We start from the raw sequence: 19,660 nt of genomic DNA on the forward strand, positions 1-19,660 counted from the left end.
AAATGTGCGATTAGCATGTCAAAATTAACCCGCAAAATAATGAAATATAAGGTTTAATTCAACCTGGGTTATATCACTTCAGACTGCGAGCATGAGCTAACTGCTCATGCTCATGCTAGTGCTAGTGCTAGTAACTGAGCTTAAATCCCCAATGGCCAATCTAATATATACACCCAAAAAAGCAGTAAACTGGTCCACATAATCAGAAAAGCGATGCTAAAAGGCAGCATCATCGAAACCAGCGTCCCTAATTTGGCACTACCATGATATTGCTGAGCGGTGGCCAGTATTAAGCCTAAATAACCAAACAAGGGCGAAATGATATTGGTGACTGAATCCCCGATACGAAATGCAACTTGAATCAGTTCTATTGGTAAACCTGCAAGCAATAAGGTTGGCACAAATACCGGCGCCATAACACTCCACTGCACCACTGGTGAGCCCATAAAGATATTGAGCACGGCACTGAATAGCACCAATGTTACCACCAGTAATGGCCCTTCAATAGAAAAGTAAGCCAACATATCGCTTAAGTTCACAGCCAGCAAACCCGCTAAATTACTCAGTTGAAAGGTAAAAATTAGTTGAGATGCAAAGAACATGATCAACAAAAATAAGCCGAGTTGGCTTAAACTTTGTTCACATGCTTTGATAATGTCTTGTTCGCGACGAAACTTGCCAGAGACTAAGCCAAACGCCAAACCACTTATACCAAAAACAAATGAGACCAGTATAGGTAAGCCTTTAATGACTTCGCTTCTTGCTAATTGTGCTGGATCTGCAGGGGCTAAACCAACCAGATTCAGATAAGGTGGCAAATAGAATAAGGCCAATGCTAGCAACAAACAAGCTAGCTGCAGCCTTTAATGCCCGGTCATTTTCTTTACTGGGTTTGACCGCTATATTGTCAGCATTAACTTGCTCACTCAGACTGAGTCTAGGCTCTACAATTTTGATTGAAACTAGCGTACCCACAGCCACTAAGAGTAAAACACTGGCAGATAAAAAGTAGTAGTTAGCCAATGGACTAACGCTTAATTTTGGGTGGATTAAATTTAACGCTGAAGTGCTAATACCCGCAATAACAATATCATAAGTCGTAATGAAAAAAGTCGCGTGAGTGCCCCCTGCGACACCAGCAAAGGCAGTGGCAAGTCCAGCTAAGGGTGAACGTCCTGCGGCTAAATAAGCTCGGCATGCCAAGGGAACCAGTACAATATAGCCAACCGAGCCAACGATATTTGACAGCACGCCCAGTAATAAAATAGTACTGGTTAATTGCCAAGTTCCTGCATGTTTTATTACCCGTTGAACCGCATAGCCAATCAAACCTGACGCATCAGCAATGCCAATGCCTATCATGGCAATAATAATAATGCCTAAAGGTGGAAAGCTGATAAATGCCTTAATTGAGCCGCCTAACCAATCTCTAAGTCCTTGTTCAGATAACAGGTTATTGATTGTTTGCTCGGGCTGACCCGGTAATTTCGGCTAAAAAGTAAAAACAAAAAAACACCTGAATGGCATAAGCGCATTCAGGTGCTATTTTTTGTGCTTATTTGTAACTGACTATTTAACGACTTTGACCGTTGGTAATATTCTATAACCATCAACACTAATCATGTCGCTCGGTTGATAGTGACGGGTTGTTAAGCAGGAACCGCTGGACAGCCAAAGAATTAACTGTGACACCCTTACTTAATTTCTTGCCACTTTATTCACAACTGAAAGCTTACGAAAGGTAATAAGGTTACTTACCATTTATAGATACATTGCTTTTAACTTTTCCAAAACGTCTCGTATAGATGTCACCATTAACTTGCTTAGCAGCATCGACCAAAGGTTTATATGGAATATCGGTCACACTCACAAAGCCCACATTGTAGTTTTCACCATCGTACGCTCGGCCCGTTAACGGGGAATCAATATATTGAAACCAATGTGTACCTACAAAATAGGGATTATCTATCACGCTATAAACGTATTGCTGATATTTATCACCGCGATCTTGTTGAGATGATGCATGGATCAATCCAGGGTTTAATAGACCTGAATCTAATGCACCATTATGAAATTCCCCAATAATACTCGGCATATCGATATCTTCAAGGAAGGACCAAAAGCTGTCATTAACGGATTCTTTGTAATAGTTATAACTCATTACATCAGCATGCCTTGCCGCAGCAGCGCGTATTTCAGGGCTCATTCCCCAGTCGGTAAATCTGACCCCTAGATACAAATGATTCGGTAAATAGGTTTTAACTGCATTTTTTACAATCGAGAAATACTGTTCACCATAATGTTCTAGAAGTATCGATAAATCAGCAACCACGGCATCATTAAAGTCGGTAAGTTCAACGCCTTTTTCTAAAGCATCCCAACTCGCTATCTGTGTTTGCCATTTGTTATTTAGTGCATCAACTGACGAGTATTTCGCTTTAAGTACTTTTACAAATGCCGCTTTTGTTGGACTATCACTGGCAGTAAGGCTTAACGTGTTAATGACAATACCATAATGCCTTTTCACAGGGCCTTCTTTACCCCAGCTTTTCTCATTATCAATAAATACCCCAACACACCATGGGTTATTTTGAACTTCATCGGCAATTTGTTTTGCTGTGGCTAAAGCCCTTTCTTTAAATAATGGATCAAATGGATCTGGCATAGGGCTCCAATAATCATTGCCACTACTCACCGTTTTAAAGTCGCCGATAATCCAACCGTTCGCAAAATAAGGAATACGATCTAACTGATAAAAGCTTGCATCAACCCAGTTACCAAACGAGGTAAAGCCCCAACTCAACATGCGATCAATTGTGGTATCACGCCACTTTTGGGTATATTCACCTAAATCATTTGAATCATATTTTCTAGCTAAGTTTGCTTGATAAAAACTATAAGTTTCACCTTTTTCAACCGCGCCACTATGAACTTCACGGCGATAACCAAAATGAGAACCCATTGGTTCCTCATAACTCGGTAAATCACTAAACATATTGGCTCGAATATCAGAGCTAATATGGCGTGAAGCCCATGCTTTCTTAGGGGCACGATTAAGTCCAATAGAATCTTCTGGCGTGTGATCGTTAGGATCTCTTTGAACAATGAACTGACTATCAAAATCATAACCGGTCAAGGTCGACGTATTGGCCATACGAATGTTGGCAATACCGTTAGAGAAGAACAAGTAACCTTCGGGGTCAACTAAAGACCATTTCCCTTGATACTTTTCAGTTCTAAAATAACCCGTAGCCTCAAGCTTTGGCCCATCCTTCCAGCCGTTAAACTTTGAACGCCCTTCTGGGGGAACATGTGACAAACTTGCTTGCTCTGCGGCAGAGATTTCACGCAACTGAGCAACTGATGACACTTTATTGTTAAAATCAATTTTGGTACTTTGCCCGAACTTATCAACTAAGTGACTTAAGTAATCAGTTTTAAATTTAAGTGGCTTTACTAACCTTAGATTTTTTACGAATAGTGTTTTGTCTTCTGGTACACCGCGAACAGTAAACTCAATTTTTGCGACACTTTTAAGATCAATACTTTTCACGCCATGACGCCATATCATTGGTGTCATACCAATATCCCAGCGCTGTGGATTAGAACGTATTCCACTTTTAATATTTAAGTCTGCATCTTTGAGCACCATATAGTAACTGTTCTCACTATTAGCAGGTATGACAAAATTGCGATTATGGGCATGCCCTTTGGAATCCTTCGCCGTCACGTATATGTGTATCGAACTGGATTTAGGGTTCACGAAGTCTAACGCAAAAGCAAACTCGCCCTCGTTGCTCCAATCTAGTGGTTTAGTGGGTACAAAACTAAATTGAGCAGTGTGATGTTGTTTGGTTGCAAGAGATATCTTGAGTGCAGTTTCATTATCAATTTTCTTGATAGAAGTTTCACCATTGACCACAACGAGTTGATTCGCCGACTGCGGATTGGAAAAATCAATTAATGGCAAACCTTGTTCTACTGATGCTTGGTTTACTTTTGAATTGACGACTTCGGTCACTGCCTCTGTGGTAATGGGTTTAGCTCTATTTTCAAGTTGTGCTGTATTCACAGAAGTATCAGAGCATCCCGAAACTAAACCTATGACTAACCCCATACTTAAACTAGTGACGACAACCCCTTTGCTTAGCAACTTGTTAAGTACTTCATTTAGACCTGCACTTAATTCAATTTTCACTTTTTCTCCAACAACTTCACTCATGACTTCCCCTTCATTTAAGTTAGTTTCAATTTATGTACAATTTCGTTTCACCTTCCATAATACTCCATCAAATCAAGATGATATATATATTCGAAATGGTAAAAAAGGAATAACCTCACAACAAACACTTGTACTTAATATCGCTTCAATAATTAGATGTGATTTAAAAAGCATCAATAAATCGTGTAGTACACCATCTACACAAACACTTCAATTGTCAACAATTAACAGTAGACTAGGTTTTGTAATCAATCAAAGTGACTCGTTAAATCGGTTTTATTTCAACTTTAAAACGAACGAAGTACGAACAAAAAATAATAAGAAACAATCAGTGAGAAAGGATCCATATCGAAAGGGCTAAATTGAAAAGGTAAAAATAAAAATTAACTTTGACATATATGGACGCTTCCGTAGTGTCAAGAAATAGTCCCCCTGCTAAGGCTTTTTTAGCCTTAGATTTTCTCATTTAAACCTCTTAGCTTGCTGTTCACTGACTGACTCATTTTTAGCTTTAAGCGATACTATCTTTGTAGTGATAGTGCTGACCTTATGTTTATAAAAGAGGCGGGCTTAACATGCTCTGTTGAGATACGCTCCTGATGAATTCCGTACCTACACACCCAAAAAAAATGTAACACCCAGTCGGGTTATGACCCCTTGTCTCTGACGGGTTTATGCAGGATGAACTGAGCCTTTTATCATCAATTTTACAACTTAGCTAAGGGGTGACTATCAAGCGCTCACAACACCCACTCGGTCTCAGTATCGGCCCTTGTCACGAACGAGCTTAACTTTATAGTCGATACTACAAACATCATTATTCTCATAGCGTCACCGCTACGGTTTTACATTTTGTGGTTGATAAGGAATCTGTTTTTTCAGTAACACCCACATGACTCTAGCCAGCTTATGAGCTGTGGCAACAGTCGCTTTGTTAAAGCCTACTCTTGCCTTTAGCTGGGTGACCCATAGATTGAGAGCATCATCTTTTTTATCTGCATGGCAGACAACCGCTCTTGCACCATGGATTAACTGTTTTCGTAAATAACTATCACCTCGTTTAGTTATGCCATATAGCCGACTTTTGTTGCCAGAGGCATATTGCCTTGGGGTTAGACCTAGCCATACAGCAAGCTCTTGGGGGGGGGTAAAAGCTTGCCCTTTATCGATGCAAGCCTCAAAGGCCGAGGCTATTATGTGCCCAATACCAGGCATGCTAAGCATGTATTAGTCCAGCTTCAGTTTGCTCTACTTGCTGTTTAATTAAATTGTTCAGTTCTTTAATTTGTTTAATAACTTGAAGATACTCATCATAAATTTGATTCACTTGATACCTTAGCTGTGGCCTCTGCTCATCGTCATTGATGATATCCCACATGTTGCACTCAAATGCGCTAAAACCTTGTTGAAAAACAATGCCAAAATCCACTAGTAACCCTCGGGCTTGATTGGTGCAAGCCATACTCTGTTTGATTAAACGCTCCCTTCTTCGGTGCATCATCATGACCTCCTGCTGAGACTCTGACTTAACAGGAACATAGCGAATGTTGGGCCTTGAGCTTGCCTCAAAAATAGCGAGAGCGTCATTACTGTCATTTTTGTTACCGCGAACAAAAGGAGTGACATGCTGTGCTGGTATTAATTTAGCTGCATGGCCAAATTGCTGAGCAGTACGCCCCAGTAATGCGATGAGTAACATGCCTCCATGACAACAGTGCAAGCTGGTGTGTTGCAAAGCAGCTCTGTTAGCTGTTTTCTGTTCAAGCGTTTGTTATAGACTTTCTTGGCATCTGTTGTCATACCAAGTACTTAAAAGACATTTTTTGCAAGATCGATAGCAATAGTGGTAACTTTCATTTTGGACGCTCCTTATGTAACTGCATGATCAACATCAGTTTGGCGCATTGACGCCGAATTAGGGAGCGTCCATCCCATCATCCATGAAATACAGATAAGAATTTAGAAAGCGTTATCAGCTATCTAACAGCAACTCTTATAACCTAGTGAAATAATAATATGATAATACCACAACGGCAATATTGTTTATTGTCTACAATGTTGCCGCTGTGTTTTATTCCGAAATTAACTTGGTAATTTGACTGGCTGTTTTAAAAAGTGATTCAAGCAGGTCTTGATTGCCATTACCCCCTTTGTCTTGCACCATAAAAGTTGACACACTCAAAGCAGCAATCACTTTTGCATTCGGTTGGCCTATGAGTGCTGAATAATCTTTTACCCCAGTCAATAAACTATTTGGCTACACAATAAAACCAGATTGTCGAATAGCCTCTAAGTCTGTGGTTAAATGACTTCGGTTAGACGGCCCCAACTGACAAAATGTCGGATCATGCTCCATTAACATCGTCTGTACTTCTGCATTACTATTGGCTAATAGTAATTTTCCCGCTGTTGATTGGCTAAGGCGAAACATTGCACCTTCAGCAATACTCAAGTGAATGGCACCGGTGCTTCTAGCATAAACAATTACCATCGCTTGGCTTTGATACAGCATGCTTAAATAACACGACTGACCACTACTCACGGCTAGATCTTCCATATACGGCAACGCCGATTGTCGAACACGATCAATGGGCGAAATGTTTCTAGAAAGGTGATACAACTTTAACGATAATTCATATCGTCCTGTTGTGGGGTGGCGCTGGACATAACCTCGCTTCTCCAATCCAACGAGCACTCTATAAATTTCATTCGGTCCACGACCAACCCCCACCGCAATCTCACTTTGGCTGCAAGGCACTGCATTACCGACCAAAAATTCGAGTATATCCAGCCCTTTATCTAACGCAGGGACAGCATATATTTTGCTATTTTTATTTTTCACTACGGCTGCTTTTATTCAAATATTCTTATATAAATTAAAAATTATTCTAATAATTCAGCCTGATTAAACATCTTGATAAAACATAGCTTTAGTTCAAAACAGTTCATTCATATATAAATTCTATATTTTTATATAAATTTTAGTTGAAATTATTGCTACAACAAGTGATTATTGTTAACAATAAACAAATAACCTTTACACATAGGGGTAGGCGTAATGACTCATTTATCATTAACAAAAGATCAAATTACTGAGTTTGAACAACAAGGGTTTGTCATATTAAAGCGTTATTACAATGATGATGAAGTATCTCTACTGCAGCAAGCAGCATTTAATGATGAATCCCTTTACACCCGAGCCTGGGAGAAAAAAGATTCTCAAGGTACAGTGAGTAAAGTCTGCCTATGGCAAGAAACTGGTGATGATTTTTACAGTATGTTTTCCCGAGGTAGACGTTTGGTTGATGTGTGCGAAACGCTAATTGGTGAAGAGGTTTATCACACCAGCACTAAAATCATGATGAAAGAGCCTTTTGTTGGGGGAGCTTGGGAATGGCATCAAGATTTTGGCTACTGGCACCGTGATAACTTTATGCTTTACCCAAAAGCCATTAGTTGCATGATTGCCATAAATAAAGCCACACCAGAAAACGGCTGTTTACAAGTCTTACAAGGTTCTCATCATTTAGGTCGTTTAGATCATAACAAAACAGGCGATCAAAAAGGCGCGGCAATGGAGTTTGTTGAAGAAGCAATGAAATATCATCCGCTGGTTAATGTGGAACTTGAACCTGGGGATGTATTATTTTTCCACTGTAATTTATTACATAAATCGAACCAAAACCGTTCAGCTGAACCTCGCTGGAGCATGATTAGCGCGTACAACGCCATCAGTAATCAACCGTTTATTGAAAATGAAGCAGTCTACTATCCATTAAACCGAGTAGAAGACGATGCCATTTTGAATTGGAAAACCAGTTAGTCCATTTTTAGCCTTTCAGGTAAATTAACCCAAACCGTTTAAAGCATCATTTGAGCGGTTTTATCATAAGAGAAAATCATGCCAGCTAAACAGACTCATACTCAACATGCCCTGCCCTTAAATGGACAAGACCCTCACGGAAAAATTATTGGCCACGGTAAGTTTACATACAAGGTGGATGCACATTGGGGAAAACTTAACCCTGAAAAGTACCCAATTGAAAACTGTCATGGATTTGCTATGGATGCTGAAGGGCGTATTTTCATGATTACTGACAACACCAGCAATAATATCTTGGTATATAGTCAGCAAGGTGAATTACTTGATGCATTTGGTAGCAGTTTTCCTGGTGGGCACGCCTTAAAAATAGTACAAGAAGGCGAGCAAGAGTTTCTTTATGTTGTTGATTGTGGATGGATTGTAAATCGACATTGGGATGGCCACAGTATAGATAAAGAGGATAGTCCATTTAATAAGGTGATACCCCAAAGTGGTTTTGTGGCCAAAATGACCTTAGACGGCAAGCTAGTTTATACTATTGGCCATCCGCAAACTTACGGGGTTTATACACCAGAGCAGCCATTTCGCCCTACTGACATTGCCATCGCACCTAATGGGAACCTTTACATAACTGACGGTTATGGCAGTGACTATTTATTGCATTACGACAAACAAGGTCGTTACCTCAATCATTGGGGAGGGCATGATAATACCGACCCCAATTACAACCTTCATAATACCCACGGCATCGAAATTGACTTACGCGATGAACAAAAGCCATGCCTAATGGTCAGCTCACGGTTTGAACAATGCTTAAAAGTGTTTTCACTTGATGGGAAGTATATAGATAAAATAGATGCGAATGGTGCCTACATTGGCGGGCCAGTATTCAAAGAGGGTTTATTTTACGCTCCTGTTTGCTGGTCCCATATAAACGAACATAATGCCGACAATACTGGCTTTATTAGCATTTTTGACAAAAATAATACTTTAATTGCTAATTTGGGTGCAACACAGCCCGAATATATTAATGGCCAATTACAACCTATGCAAAGCACAGAAGATGTGTTTAATCATGTGCATTGCATTTGTGTCGATCAGGATGACAACTTGTATGTAGGCCAATGGAATGCCTCTCAAAGCTATCCAATAAAATTGATCAAAGTGTAAGTTACTCTACATACAACAGATTTGGTTATTGGCTTCTAAGTTAGCAACAAAGATACCCGACTTTTTAATATTTAACTGCCTATAACCTCTATTGTGCTCACCTAGAAAGCTAATGACGAACTTTCATGTCATGCTTTATTTAACACAATACGTCTAAAAATAGCTGACCGTTTTTACTTTACCCACCAGCGCTGGCTTATTCGCTGTAACACTGTCACAAAGTCCTTTTTTCCATCTTTAATTGCAGCTCTAGCCTTGTACATGTAAACTCATAATTGTTAACAATAAGCATAAGACTATGAAAAAACCTACTATTTACTGCGAACCTTATTCCATAAAAGACGGTTATGACTTTGAAATTCATTACGTCAGTTATCTGCAACACGATAGCTACTCATGCTTTTTGCACTTTCATCAGGTTCACGAATTTATATTTTTTGAACACATTGACGGTAGCTATTTTTATCATCAAGGAGAGAGTAAGCTTTCAGACTATGAAGCGGTATTTACTCCGTCAATGGAAAGCCATAACTTCGAACTAAATCCTCGCCCTAAATCTTGGTATATAGTCCAATTTATGCCTGAATGCCTCAATGCCCCATCGATAAGTCAGTGTACTGAGATACTAAAAACCGGTTTGCATTTGCGATTTCCCACAGAAGTACAACAGAAAATCCATCAATTACTAGGCTGGTTATTGACTGAATTTAATGAAAATCCCCAAAGTCATACCTGTAAACAGTTGTTCAATAGTCTTGTGACCATAGTGTGCGAATATGGAAAAAGTAGCTTAACCAGCAAGCAAACTCCGCTAAATGTGTCGAACAGTTACCAAAAACTCGCTCCATTAATGGCTAAATTAACTCAACCCACGGGTGTAAATTTGTCATTAGAAGACGCAGCCAAACAATGTCACCTATCGCCGTCTTATTTTTCTAGAGTGTTTAAAAATCACTTTAGAGTGCCCTATTCCGACTATATGATCCGTCATAAACTGTATAATGCGGCCCGTTTGTTAAGCCAAACGACCACATCAGTAACAGATATTTCTTATGAATTAGGCTTTTCAAGCTCGTCGTATTTCATCAAGCAATTCAAACAGCATTTTAATATCACCCCACATCAATACCGCAAACAATTAACCAGCTAATCGATTGCAGTATCGACTAATCAGCAGAGTAAATGTTAGTTAGAGACAGCTAAAAACAGGGTTTCTTTGGATAGCGCATCCCGACTTTGCAATGCCGCCTTATCAACTAATAGATTTTGCTTTATCGCCTGCGTGCCTAACACATAAGCTTTGGCATAATTTACGGCCTCAACACAAAGCAACTTATCCGCTTTAAAATACCAAACCGAAAACTGCTGGGCAGATTCTTGCTTCACAAGGAGCTCATCATTGCCTTCAGACAAGCCTACAATTTGTAATTTACAGTTATATTGATCTGACCAGAACCAAGGGACTGTTTGCTGAACAGGCTCACCTTGGGGTAATTTCCCCGTTAAAAACTGCGCGGCAATCTTGGCTTGATCAACGGCATTTTGAACTGACTCAAGCCGAATCCATCTTTGATAAAGTGAGCTAAATTGCTGGGTGCAATCACCAATGGCAAAAATGTCTTCATTAGATGTTTGGCAAGCCTCATTCACTTTAATGCCTTGCTCAACGTCAACACCTGCCTCAAGCGCTAATTGGGTATTTAGCCTAACGCCGACACCAACAATAATAAAATCGGCACAATATTCACTGCCGTCACTGCACACCACAACTTGCTTATGTTGGTATTGGTGAGGGGGTTGGTGAGGATATTGGTGACTGAGTTGCTTAACTTCAATAACGTCTTTATCTGTCAGTAATTCAACACCTTTACTAAGATGTAATTCAGTTAAATAGTCTGACATCACGGCTGACGTCACTCGAGATAATATCTTCGGCTGTTTTTCAATCACAGTCACTTTGGCACCCATTGCAATCAAGGATGCGGCGCTTTCAAGGCCAATATAACCACCACCAATAATAACCACCTGCTTTTCGCTGCTGTTATTCAGTGCGGCCTTAATGGCTGTCGTATCAGCATAAGTGCGCATAGTAAAGATTGAGCGATTATTAAGGGGATCAATCACTTCTAATCCTAAAATAGGCGGGATAAAGGCTCGACACCCAGTCGCTAACATTAATTTGTTATAATGAATGCATTGACCATCATTGAGAGTAATCTGCTTGGCTGATTGATTTACTGTAGTCACCTCATAACCAAGTTTTAAATCAATATTGTTATCGCTGTAGGCTTTTTCAGCCTTCAAAGGTGTCGACTTCAACTCAGCTGATTGCAACGTTTTTTTAGATAACGGTGGCCTGTGATACGGTAACTCGGGATCACGTTCTATTAAAGTTATGCAGCCAGCCCACCCTTGTTGGCGCAGATGAAATGCAAAATTAACCCCTGCATGACTGGCACCAATAATCACTACTGCCCCATTGTTAGAATGAAATTCTTCAGCTGGAAATTGCATGGTTTAACCCTTTAATTGATATTAGTTAGCGACAACAAAAGTCATTCCATCAATTTGTTCAGATACTTCAATTTGGCAACACAAACGACTGTATTCAGTCACCTGGTCATCTAATTCCAACATATCAGCTTCCACTTCTTCAGCAGACCCAATTGTGACAAAGTCGGCTGGGTCTACATAAATATGGCAGGTAGCACATGAACACACTCCGCCACAGTCACCATCAATACCTGCAACACCATTTGCCACCGCTAACTCCATTAAAGAGCCGCTGTCGCCTTCCACTTCCACCGAGCCGTTGTTTTGAGTAACAAAGATGACTTTAGCCATTGTGTAATTCCTTTATTGTTGGTTTTAGTTTTATTGCGTTATTAGTTAACCTGAGCTGCGCATAACAACTTGCTTTCTAGAGGCTACTTTTACTGATAACGGCGTTAAACTTGTTAGCAATAGACTCGCTATTGACGCAAAAATTTGCCTTGTTCTAAGCAAAAATATCTCTCTAGAAATGTAATTTAAATTCAATCTTGAATAAATTAGTCTGTTAGCTAATCTCTTATCCGCAGCACAGGTTAGTTATTTAGCTGACAGACTGACCACTAGCTGGTTAAAGCCCACTTTGCGTGAAAACTCGCCTAACTGTTCAATGTTTTCATCAGCGCTAACAACTTTAATGTCAGCCACCTTATTTGCCAGTGTCAGCACCAGTTGCCTTAAAATTTGCCTTGCATGAGTCGCCCCTAAACAATTGTGGTGACTAAAGCCAAAACTCACATGAGGGTTCACTTTGCGGTCAAAGTCGACTGAATTAGGGTTACTGAATACTTTTTCATCACGATTTGCAGCAGCCCAGCACAATGATACTCGGCTATCGGCTTTAATGGCATGTTCACAAACAGTAGTATCTTCAGTTGCTACACGACCCATTTGGGTTAACGGAGAAAAATAACGTAATAACTCTTCAACCGCTCGGTTAACAATGTCTGGCTCGTTAGCAATTCGCTGTAAGTCATTGATGTTTTCACTAAAGTAAGCAATGGTGTTGGTAATGGCATTAATCACCGTATCTCGACCACCAGCAAAGGTTAAAATCATCACACCTTTGACTTGTTCCTTAGTCAGTTTTTTACCATCAACTTCCGCATTAAGCAGTACCGAATAGAGGTCTTCTGTGGCGGAATCATCGGGTCTTGCCTTAGCCATTGTTTTATCAATTTCAGCATCTATGTAGTTATATAAAACATTGGCTTTATCTGCATCTAAGTTACTGGATTCACTTCTAAATACATGTGTTCCCCAATCAATCCAGGTTTGCGCTTTATTTATTGAAGTATTTAACAATAAGGACAATGCTTTAGATTGAAGCGGTAAGGCGAATTCAGCCACAATATCAACTGAATCTTTTTCTAAAGCCTGTGCAATTGTTTGATCTATTATTTGCTGTAACTTGGCTTGATAAACGGCAGCTAATGGACGTTTGAACCAGGGGTTAAGTAATTCACGAAAACCACTGTGCTCAGGAGGGTCAAGTTCAAATGGAATTTGACGAGTTTGTCTAATGGCGACTTCTGAAGGAATAACAATACGCCCGGGGGTTGCGCCAGACTGAAAAGTAGCACTATCATGCGCCGCTTTTCGTAGTGCCTTTAAGCCTAAAATCATATTTACCGGGTCATTTTGATCGTCCATCTTGCCCAAACTCGATGTTGAACGCTTGTCGGAAAACGCATCGTTAAACAGGCTAATACCTTTGATTTTGGCTGTCATTGCATACCTTTTTATGGCTAGACTTAAAAAATGTTAATACGAAGTAACATCCTAGCGTGGCAATTAGCTGTAAAATACACATATTAGGTGCAGAAATATCACTTTGATGTCATTTTGAGGCTTTAGGGGTATTTGTCAGCCACAAAAAAGGGCTAATGCTACCAAGCCATTAGCCCTATCACTTCAATCGGTAAAGGTTATTTAGTGTCTAGCCTCTGCTGATACATGGTTGAAGTCACCTCTTTAACCGCATCAATTAGTTGCGGATAAGGCGTATCTGTCACCGTCACAAACCCAATATTGGCATTCTCGCCGTCAAAGGCTCGCCCAGTTAGCGGTTCATCAACATATTGAAACCAATGTGCGCCAACCATATATGGTTTGTCTAACACGCTTTGCATGTAGTTTTTGTACTTATTGGCTCTATCCTGTTGACCACTGGCATGCACAATCCCTGGATTAAACAGGCCTGACCCCTCTGTGCTGCCAATATGGAACTCACCAATGACCACCGGCAAATCAACCTGCTCTAAAAACTGCCAAAAGTGAGGTTGCATCCCTTCTTCATAAATATTGAAACTCAGTACATCAGAATATTTCAGCGAAGCCTTAATAATTTCATCTGGCATGCCCCAATTCGCCATTCTGGCCCCCATATATAAATGATTAGGCATTTTCTCCGCTAGGGTGTTGTGCACCACTTTAAAATATTGCTCACCTAATAACTCCAGTAAACGCGATAAATCAGCTACTTGTGGTTCACTGTATTGGTTAAAGGTAACGCCTTGGTTGAGTGTGTCCCAATCGCTAAAGTTAGTTTGCCATGCGGTATTTAACTGCTCAACTTGGGCATACTTTTGCTGTAAAAATTCACTAAAGGCTTTTTTAGCTGGGCTTTCAGTTACGCTTTTAGACAAGGCATCTAAAATTACCCCATAGCGTGCTTCAATTGAGCCTTCTCGCTCACCCCAGCTTTTTTCATTATCAATAAAAAGGCCGGCACACCAAGGCGAGTCTTTTACAGATCCTGAAATCTCATCAATAGTTATCTTAGCGCGGCGGGCAAACTCTGGGTCAAAGGGATCTGGCATTAAGCCCCAATGATTTACTGTGCCAGATAGGGTTTTGAAATCACCAATAATCCAACCATTAGCAAAATATGGCACTTGTTTAGCGTTATAGAAAGCTGGGTCTACCCAGTTACCAAATGAAGTAAAGCCCCAGTCTTTCATCCGAGATAATGTAACTTCATGCCATTTGGTTAAGTATGCACCGTCAGGTTGATTACCGTATTTACGCTGTAAATTCGCCTGATAAAAACTAAAGGTTTCACCATACGGCATTGCGCCTTTGTGGGTTGAACGGCGGTAGCTGTAATGCTTAGCTAGGGGATCTGAATATTCCGGCAACCACTCAAACATATTGTGACGTAGTGGTGACGCCACATATCGACTGTCTTTTATGGCTTGTGGAATTTGCACAGTGCCTCTTGAATCTTCAGGGGTGGTTTCATTCGGGTCACGATAACGCACAGCATCATCTTTATAATCAATCCCCGTTAATGTCGACATATTGGCCATTCGCACATTAGCGGGGCCATGTGAGAAAAACACATAACCTTGTGGGTCAACCATCCACCACTTACCGTCGACTTTTTCAGTTCTAAAAAAACCAGTGGCTTTTAACTTAGGTCCTTTAGTGTATCCACCATATATCGAACGATTAGGCGTACCTGCTGATGCGTTAAGTTGAGCCAACTCCTCGGCCGTTTGCAGTGCTAATTGCTCATCGGAGGTGATTTTTAGCGGGTAATCAATAAGGGCATTTTGACCATATTGATCCACAATATTATTAAGCCATTGCGGATCGGGCTCTGGATTCGCCCTTATGCGAATATCTTTAATTTCAATTGAGCGGTTTTCTAACAGGCCAATAGTAAAAAAATTCAAGGCAGCAATTTGAGTTAAGTCTACATTATCGGCACGCCATGAACGCCAAACCATTAATGAATCGTCGGTTTTCCAAGGCATAGCATCGCCCCAAAAACCAGCTTCAGTAACAGCTTCTCTACCATCTAGCGGGAAAAATACCGTGCCCTTATAATGAGGTGCAATACTGATTGAGCGGCTTTGGTACTCACCTTGCTGATTTTCAACGGATAAATAAAAATGCACTGATTTATCTTGAGGGTTAACGACATCAAATGCCAAGTTGTATCGACTTAGTGACGATAAGTCCCATGGCTGTTCTGGTTTGATGCTGACGGTTGAAATATTATGTTGTGGTAAAAAACCAATTTGTAGTTGGTTTTTTACCAACTGAAATTTTGCAGAGCTGCTTTGTAGCCAAGTTTGCTGCTCAGCAGAAGCGAAATCGACTAAAGTCATTAAACTTGTAGTTTGAATACTCACTAAACTAGTGGATTCGATTGGTGATGCTGAATTATCGGTTGAGTTTTTTTGTGATTCAGGTGAAGCGACAGGCTGACACCCCGCCAGTGTTAATACACTCAGCAATAAGGCATTAGGATAAACGCAAGTCAGTTTCATATTACACTCCTTGTCATGGATTAATGACACAGTAAATATGGGCTATTGATGTTAATTTAATAAAAAAAAAGGGCCACTAAAGTGGCCCTTAATTGAGAAGCTAGATTAGAAGTTCATTCGTGCATTAAGGCGGAATGTTCGACCTGTTTGATATTGATTAACGGTTCTAGAATCGGTTGCGTTACCACTGATTGGGCTACCTTCGTCTAAAACATCTCCATTAACATTAAGGAAGCGACTAGTGTAATACTGACGAACACCTTCATCCGTTAAATTAACCGCTTGAAAGGAGAAAGTCACCATATCATTTAGCTTGTAACTCGCCGAAAAATCTAATGTTTGACGCCCTTCTTCCCATAATGAACCCGACTCCCAAGAACGTTTAGCTAGCTGATCGGTATTACCTCGGTAGGATAAACGCAACTGATGGCCATTTTTCTCCCAAAATGCAGTTAAGTTATAACTATGCTCAGGTGTATAGGCAACTTGTAACTCAGGTAGTTGAACAGTGTCATCTATTGACGATACTTCTTGGTCATATTTACTGTCTTGATAGGTATAATTAGTTTGAATACCTAAACCTGAAAGCCAACCGGGTAGCATGTCAAAAGTTTGAATATACTGCAGTTCAACCCCTTTAGTGTTCGCACCTTTACCATTTTTGATACGAGTTGTTTTGAACTGAGCACACATTTGCTCCAAGTCACCTGAATACATCCAATCTTCACGGAATTCATCATTACCCTGGAAGCGTTTAGGCATACATTGTTCAAGACTGTCTTGGCCAGCTACCAATACTAAATCATCAGGATTATAACCTTCGCCTTCTGTTAAGCCGACATCTCGTAGGTCATCCATATAAGTCAAAACAGTTTCAGATTCTTCGAAATTAGTCATGTCTTTATAGAATAGGCCTGCAGACAACATACCTGATTCGTTAAAGTACCATTCATAGGATAAATCTAAGTTAATTGATTCTAATGGGTCTAATTTAGGTGTTGTGAGGGTAATGGTGTTATTACGATTGTAACCGCCCCACTGGGTTTCACGCACTTTAAAGCCAGGACGTAATGAATCAATTTGTGGGCGTGCCATCGTCTTAGATGCAGCAAAACGTAGTACCGAATCGTCAGTAAGTAGATAATTCAAGTTTAGACTGGGTAAGAAAACATCATAATCATGAGTACCAGTTACAGCAAAGCTACGCTTACTTCTATCTTCAGTTGCAACAAGCTGACCATTTTCGTCAAGTTGTCTATCGCCATAACCATAGAATCTCTCAGTAGATATATCACTGTGACGCCATAACCACCAACCACTTTCGTTTGGATTACCACGTACAGCATTCGGGTCAAAACAAGCGCCCTCATCAGCACGAGCTATATCATCAGATAAGTCATTAGTACCTACGGTGTCGTAACCGTTACCGTCTACACGAGCCCAACGAGTTTCTGCGTTCCAATCAGTACCGTAAAATGGAATACCACTACATTCAGGTAGGCTTGAATCACGTAGTTCAGCCAATTTGAAAGGGTCCATTAATCGGCCTATGTTACCTGGGTCAATAGCAAACTGCACACCTGAGTAACCTGATGTATCTACGGTGGTTTTAACATAACGAACACCGACATCACCAGATAAACGACCGTCAAAAAAATCAAAGTTGGCTTTCAAGTAGGTAGCGAAATTTTCAAGCTCTGCAGAACGTGTATTTGAATTATCAGGCTCGAAACCAACAGAAGGAGAACCTAAAGCAACATCAAATGCTTTAAATGCTGAAAAGGTTGTCCAACCATCCGTAATCGCATCGCGCCCATAGCCATTACTGTCCATGAAATCATCTACAGGAAAGCTTTCCCCAGTTGCAAATAGATCACCACTTAACGAACTCAAACCATCATTTAAAACCGTAGGTGCTCCTGTATAAGGGTTATTAATAACTACACCTTCGCCGACACTATTAAATGCATTTTGCTGGTTATCTACGTATTTTTCACGGTTAGAGTACTTAGCACCAAACTCAATACTTGATAATGGCCCAGCGTCGACTATCCAGTCAAAATCGACGAAAGCTGATTTTTGTTCATCTTCAACGGCAACAACTGAGCGATTCAAAAAGGTTAAATGCTGGGCATTGAGCTCATCAACGTTAAAGCCTGTTGTGCCGTAGTTATCCCAAACATTTAATGGATCGCCAAATTCGTTATTCTCGCCATAATCAATCAGACCAGAACCACCCACTAAAGTACATGGGCCATTAGTGCAGTCATAACCAACAGGCTCAATATCAGTTTCTGGAACATTTTGTAATATCCAGCGGTTAATATTGCTAAAGTTTTGCATCGCAATATAAACTTGGTTTTCAGGAATACGTTCAGACTTTGAGTAACCTAGACCGGCATTTAAAATAAGATTGTCAGTAATATCATGTCTAACATCGAATGAGATAACGGTGTTTTCTTCATCATATTTGTTTTCAGACTGGCTTAAACCACCATCACCAAATCGGTTTAAGTATTTAGTAAATGTATTGGTTTTTAAATCAATGGTATGCCAATCTTGCTGTGGATCCGTCCACTGTGATGGGCTGCCGCCTAAACCAGGGTCAATCCCTTCAATCATATTACCTTGTTGACCACTACGAACTTGAACGCCATGCATTGAACTTTCAAAAGACTGTTTGGTGTAATTGGTATTGAGATTAAACTCTGTTGAATCAGTTGGTGTCCACTGTAATCCCAAATTAAAGTTCATACGGTCTACATCATTATTATACAACTCATACCGTGAATTCTTATTGGTGATGCCCCACACATCTTCAACAAGATTCCCTTCTGTATCAGAAGCTAAATGAGAAAATTCAGATACCCAATTATCAGCTCTATATTGATCTTTACGGTAAGAGTTAGTTTCTTTTACAGCGGTAAAAATCACCCCAAAAGTATCATCAAACATTTTTTCGGATATCGTACCTGAAACCTTATAGTTTTCGTCATCTAATAAATCGTTATAGCGGCCTTCAACCGTTACCGTTCTAATTTGATAATTTAAATCTAATGGTTTGTTAGTTATCAGGTTAATGTTTGCACCTAATGCACCTTCTTCATGATCAGCACTGGGTGTTTTAACCACTTCAATTTTAGATAAAATATCAGATGAGTACTGCGATAAATTAACACTTTGGCTAAAATCAGTTGAACCTAACTGCACACCGTTCATGCTGATATTATTTTGTTGAGAGTTAGCACCACGTACCGTAATACGTGAACCTTCTCCGTCAACTGATTGCACTGTTACACCGGTTACACGAGATAATGCATCAGCAATATTTTGGTCGGTTGATTTACCGATATCTTCAGCATTAATTGAATCAGTCAGGTTCTCTGAAAAACGTTTATCGTTAATTGACTTCTTTAAACTACTTTTTAAGCCTTTAACTTGAATTACTTCAATTTCTTCTGCAGCTTCATCGGTTGCTTTTTCTTCAGCAACGACCTGCATAGACATTGCTGTTAACAATGCGAGATATACAGAGCTGTACTTATATTTTATTTTCTTAATTGGCATATTTACTCCCCCAAGAGCGTTTGTGTTTCTGCCTAACCTGAATTGCAA

12 protein-coding genes and 1 pseudogene are annotated in these 19,660 nt (G+C 40.1%); 3 read left to right on the top strand and 10 right to left on the bottom strand.

Going from position 1 to position 19,660, the window contains the following annotated elements; all coding sequences use genetic code 11:
- Positions 1–140: 140 nt before the first annotated feature.
- From BCU57_RS07650 to BCU57_RS07670, 5 genes and pseudogenes are all read right to left on the bottom strand, one after another.
- On the bottom strand, positions 141–818 hold the full coding sequence (locus BCU57_RS07650) for an AbgT family transporter (RefSeq protein WP_157936413.1): 678 nt from the start codon (positions 816–818) through the stop codon (positions 141–143).
- On the bottom strand, positions 745–1,461 hold the full coding sequence (locus tag BCU57_RS07655; RefSeq protein ID WP_133149344.1) for an SLC13 family permease: 717 nt from the start codon (positions 1,459–1,461) through the stop codon (positions 745–747). Before BCU57_RS07655 ends, BCU57_RS07650 begins: the two co-directional genes overlap by 74 nt.
- A gap of 289 nt (positions 1,462–1,750) precedes the next feature.
- A complete protein-coding gene (locus BCU57_RS07660) occupies positions 1,751–4,222 on the bottom strand; it encodes an agarase (protein WP_241903431.1) in 2,472 nt (823 codons plus the stop codon).
- Between the two features lie 837 nt (positions 4,223–5,059).
- Positions 5,060–6,022 (bottom strand): annotated as a pseudogene (locus tag BCU57_RS07665) (IS110 family transposase).
- Positions 6,023–6,479: 457 nt separating this feature from the next.
- Positions 6,480–7,064, bottom strand: coding sequence for an IclR family transcriptional regulator (locus BCU57_RS07670; RefSeq protein ID WP_241903432.1), 585 nt, complete (start codon positions 7,062–7,064; stop codon positions 6,480–6,482).
- Positions 7,065–7,280: 216 nt separating this feature from the next.
- Here BCU57_RS07670 and BCU57_RS07675 point away from each other — a divergent pair, with 216 nt between their 5' ends.
- The 3 genes from BCU57_RS07675 (at position 7,281) to BCU57_RS07685 (ending at position 10,365) form a co-directional block, all read left to right on the top strand.
- Positions 7,281–8,045: a phytanoyl-CoA dioxygenase family protein gene (locus tag BCU57_RS07675; RefSeq protein WP_102440663.1), complete on the top strand. Its 765-nt coding sequence runs from the start codon at positions 7,281–7,283 to the stop codon at positions 8,043–8,045.
- Positions 8,046–8,123: 78 nt separating this feature from the next.
- Positions 8,124–9,215, top strand: coding sequence for a 6-bladed beta-propeller (locus BCU57_RS07680; RefSeq protein WP_413211415.1), 1,092 nt, complete (start codon positions 8,124–8,126; stop codon positions 9,213–9,215).
- Positions 9,216–9,513: 298 nt separating this feature from the next.
- The gene (locus BCU57_RS07685; protein ID WP_198589992.1) at positions 9,514–10,365 is read left to right on the top strand and encodes a helix-turn-helix transcriptional regulator; all 852 of its coding nucleotides are present in this window, start codon (positions 9,514–9,516) and stop codon (positions 10,363–10,365) included.
- Positions 10,366–10,400: 35 nt separating this feature from the next.
- Here the strand turns inward: BCU57_RS07685 and BCU57_RS07690 are convergent, their stop codons facing one another.
- From BCU57_RS07690 to BCU57_RS07710, 5 genes are all read right to left on the bottom strand, one after another.
- The gene (locus tag BCU57_RS07690) at positions 10,401–11,729 is read right to left on the bottom strand and encodes an NAD(P)/FAD-dependent oxidoreductase (protein WP_102440665.1); all 1,329 of its coding nucleotides are present in this window, start codon (positions 11,727–11,729) and stop codon (positions 10,401–10,403) included.
- Between the two features lie 21 nt (positions 11,730–11,750).
- Positions 11,751–12,059, bottom strand: coding sequence for a 2Fe-2S iron-sulfur cluster-binding protein (locus BCU57_RS07695; RefSeq protein ID WP_102440666.1), 309 nt, complete (start codon positions 12,057–12,059; stop codon positions 11,751–11,753).
- Positions 12,060–12,305: 246 nt separating this feature from the next.
- Positions 12,306–13,496 (bottom strand): cytochrome P450, encoded by a 1,191-nt coding sequence (locus BCU57_RS07700; RefSeq protein ID WP_102440667.1) that lies wholly within the window; start codon positions 13,494–13,496, stop codon positions 12,306–12,308.
- Positions 13,497–13,693: 197 nt separating this feature from the next.
- The gene (locus BCU57_RS07705) at positions 13,694–16,045 is read right to left on the bottom strand and encodes a beta-galactosidase (protein WP_102440668.1); all 2,352 of its coding nucleotides are present in this window, start codon (positions 16,043–16,045) and stop codon (positions 13,694–13,696) included.
- 105 nt (positions 16,046–16,150) lie between these two features.
- Positions 16,151–19,612: a TonB-dependent receptor gene (locus BCU57_RS07710; protein ID WP_102440669.1), complete on the bottom strand. Its 3,462-nt coding sequence runs from the start codon at positions 19,610–19,612 to the stop codon at positions 16,151–16,153.
- Positions 19,613–19,660: the final 48 nt, after the last annotated feature.

The organism is Shewanella sp. 10N.286.48.B5, from assembly GCF_002874355.2.
Classification (GTDB): domain Bacteria; phylum Pseudomonadota; class Gammaproteobacteria; order Enterobacterales; family Shewanellaceae; genus Shewanella.

What these genes read in the sequence shown, in the direction of transcription:
- BCU57_RS07685 (WP_198589992.1), top strand. Translation starts at nt 9,514, where the DNA reads ATGAAAAAACCTACTATTTACTGCGAACCTTATTCCATAAAAGACGGT.
- BCU57_RS07675 (WP_102440663.1), top strand. Translation starts at nt 7,281, where the DNA reads ATGACTCATTTATCATTAACAAAAGATCAAATTACTGAGTTTGAACAA.
- BCU57_RS07705 (WP_102440668.1), bottom strand. Translation starts at nt 16,045, where the DNA reads ATGAAACTGACTTGCGTTTATCCTAATGCCTTATTGCTGAGTGTATTA.
- BCU57_RS07710 (WP_102440669.1), bottom strand. Translation starts at nt 19,612, where the DNA reads ATGCCAATTAAGAAAATAAAATATAAGTACAGCTCTGTATATCTCGCA.
- BCU57_RS07680 (WP_413211415.1), top strand. Translation starts at nt 8,124, where the DNA reads ATGCCAGCTAAACAGACTCATACTCAACATGCCCTGCCCTTAAATGGA.
- BCU57_RS07700 (WP_102440667.1), bottom strand. Translation starts at nt 13,496, where the DNA reads ATGACAGCCAAAATCAAAGGTATTAGCCTGTTTAACGATGCGTTTTCC.
- BCU57_RS07690 (WP_102440665.1), bottom strand. Translation starts at nt 11,729, where the DNA reads ATGCAATTTCCAGCTGAAGAATTTCATTCTAACAATGGGGCAGTAGTG.
- BCU57_RS07660 (WP_241903431.1), bottom strand. Translation starts at nt 4,222, where the DNA reads ATGAGTGAAGTTGTTGGAGAAAAAGTGAAAATTGAATTAAGTGCAGGT.
- BCU57_RS07695 (WP_102440666.1), bottom strand. Translation starts at nt 12,059, where the DNA reads ATGGCTAAAGTCATCTTTGTTACTCAAAACAACGGCTCGGTGGAAGTG.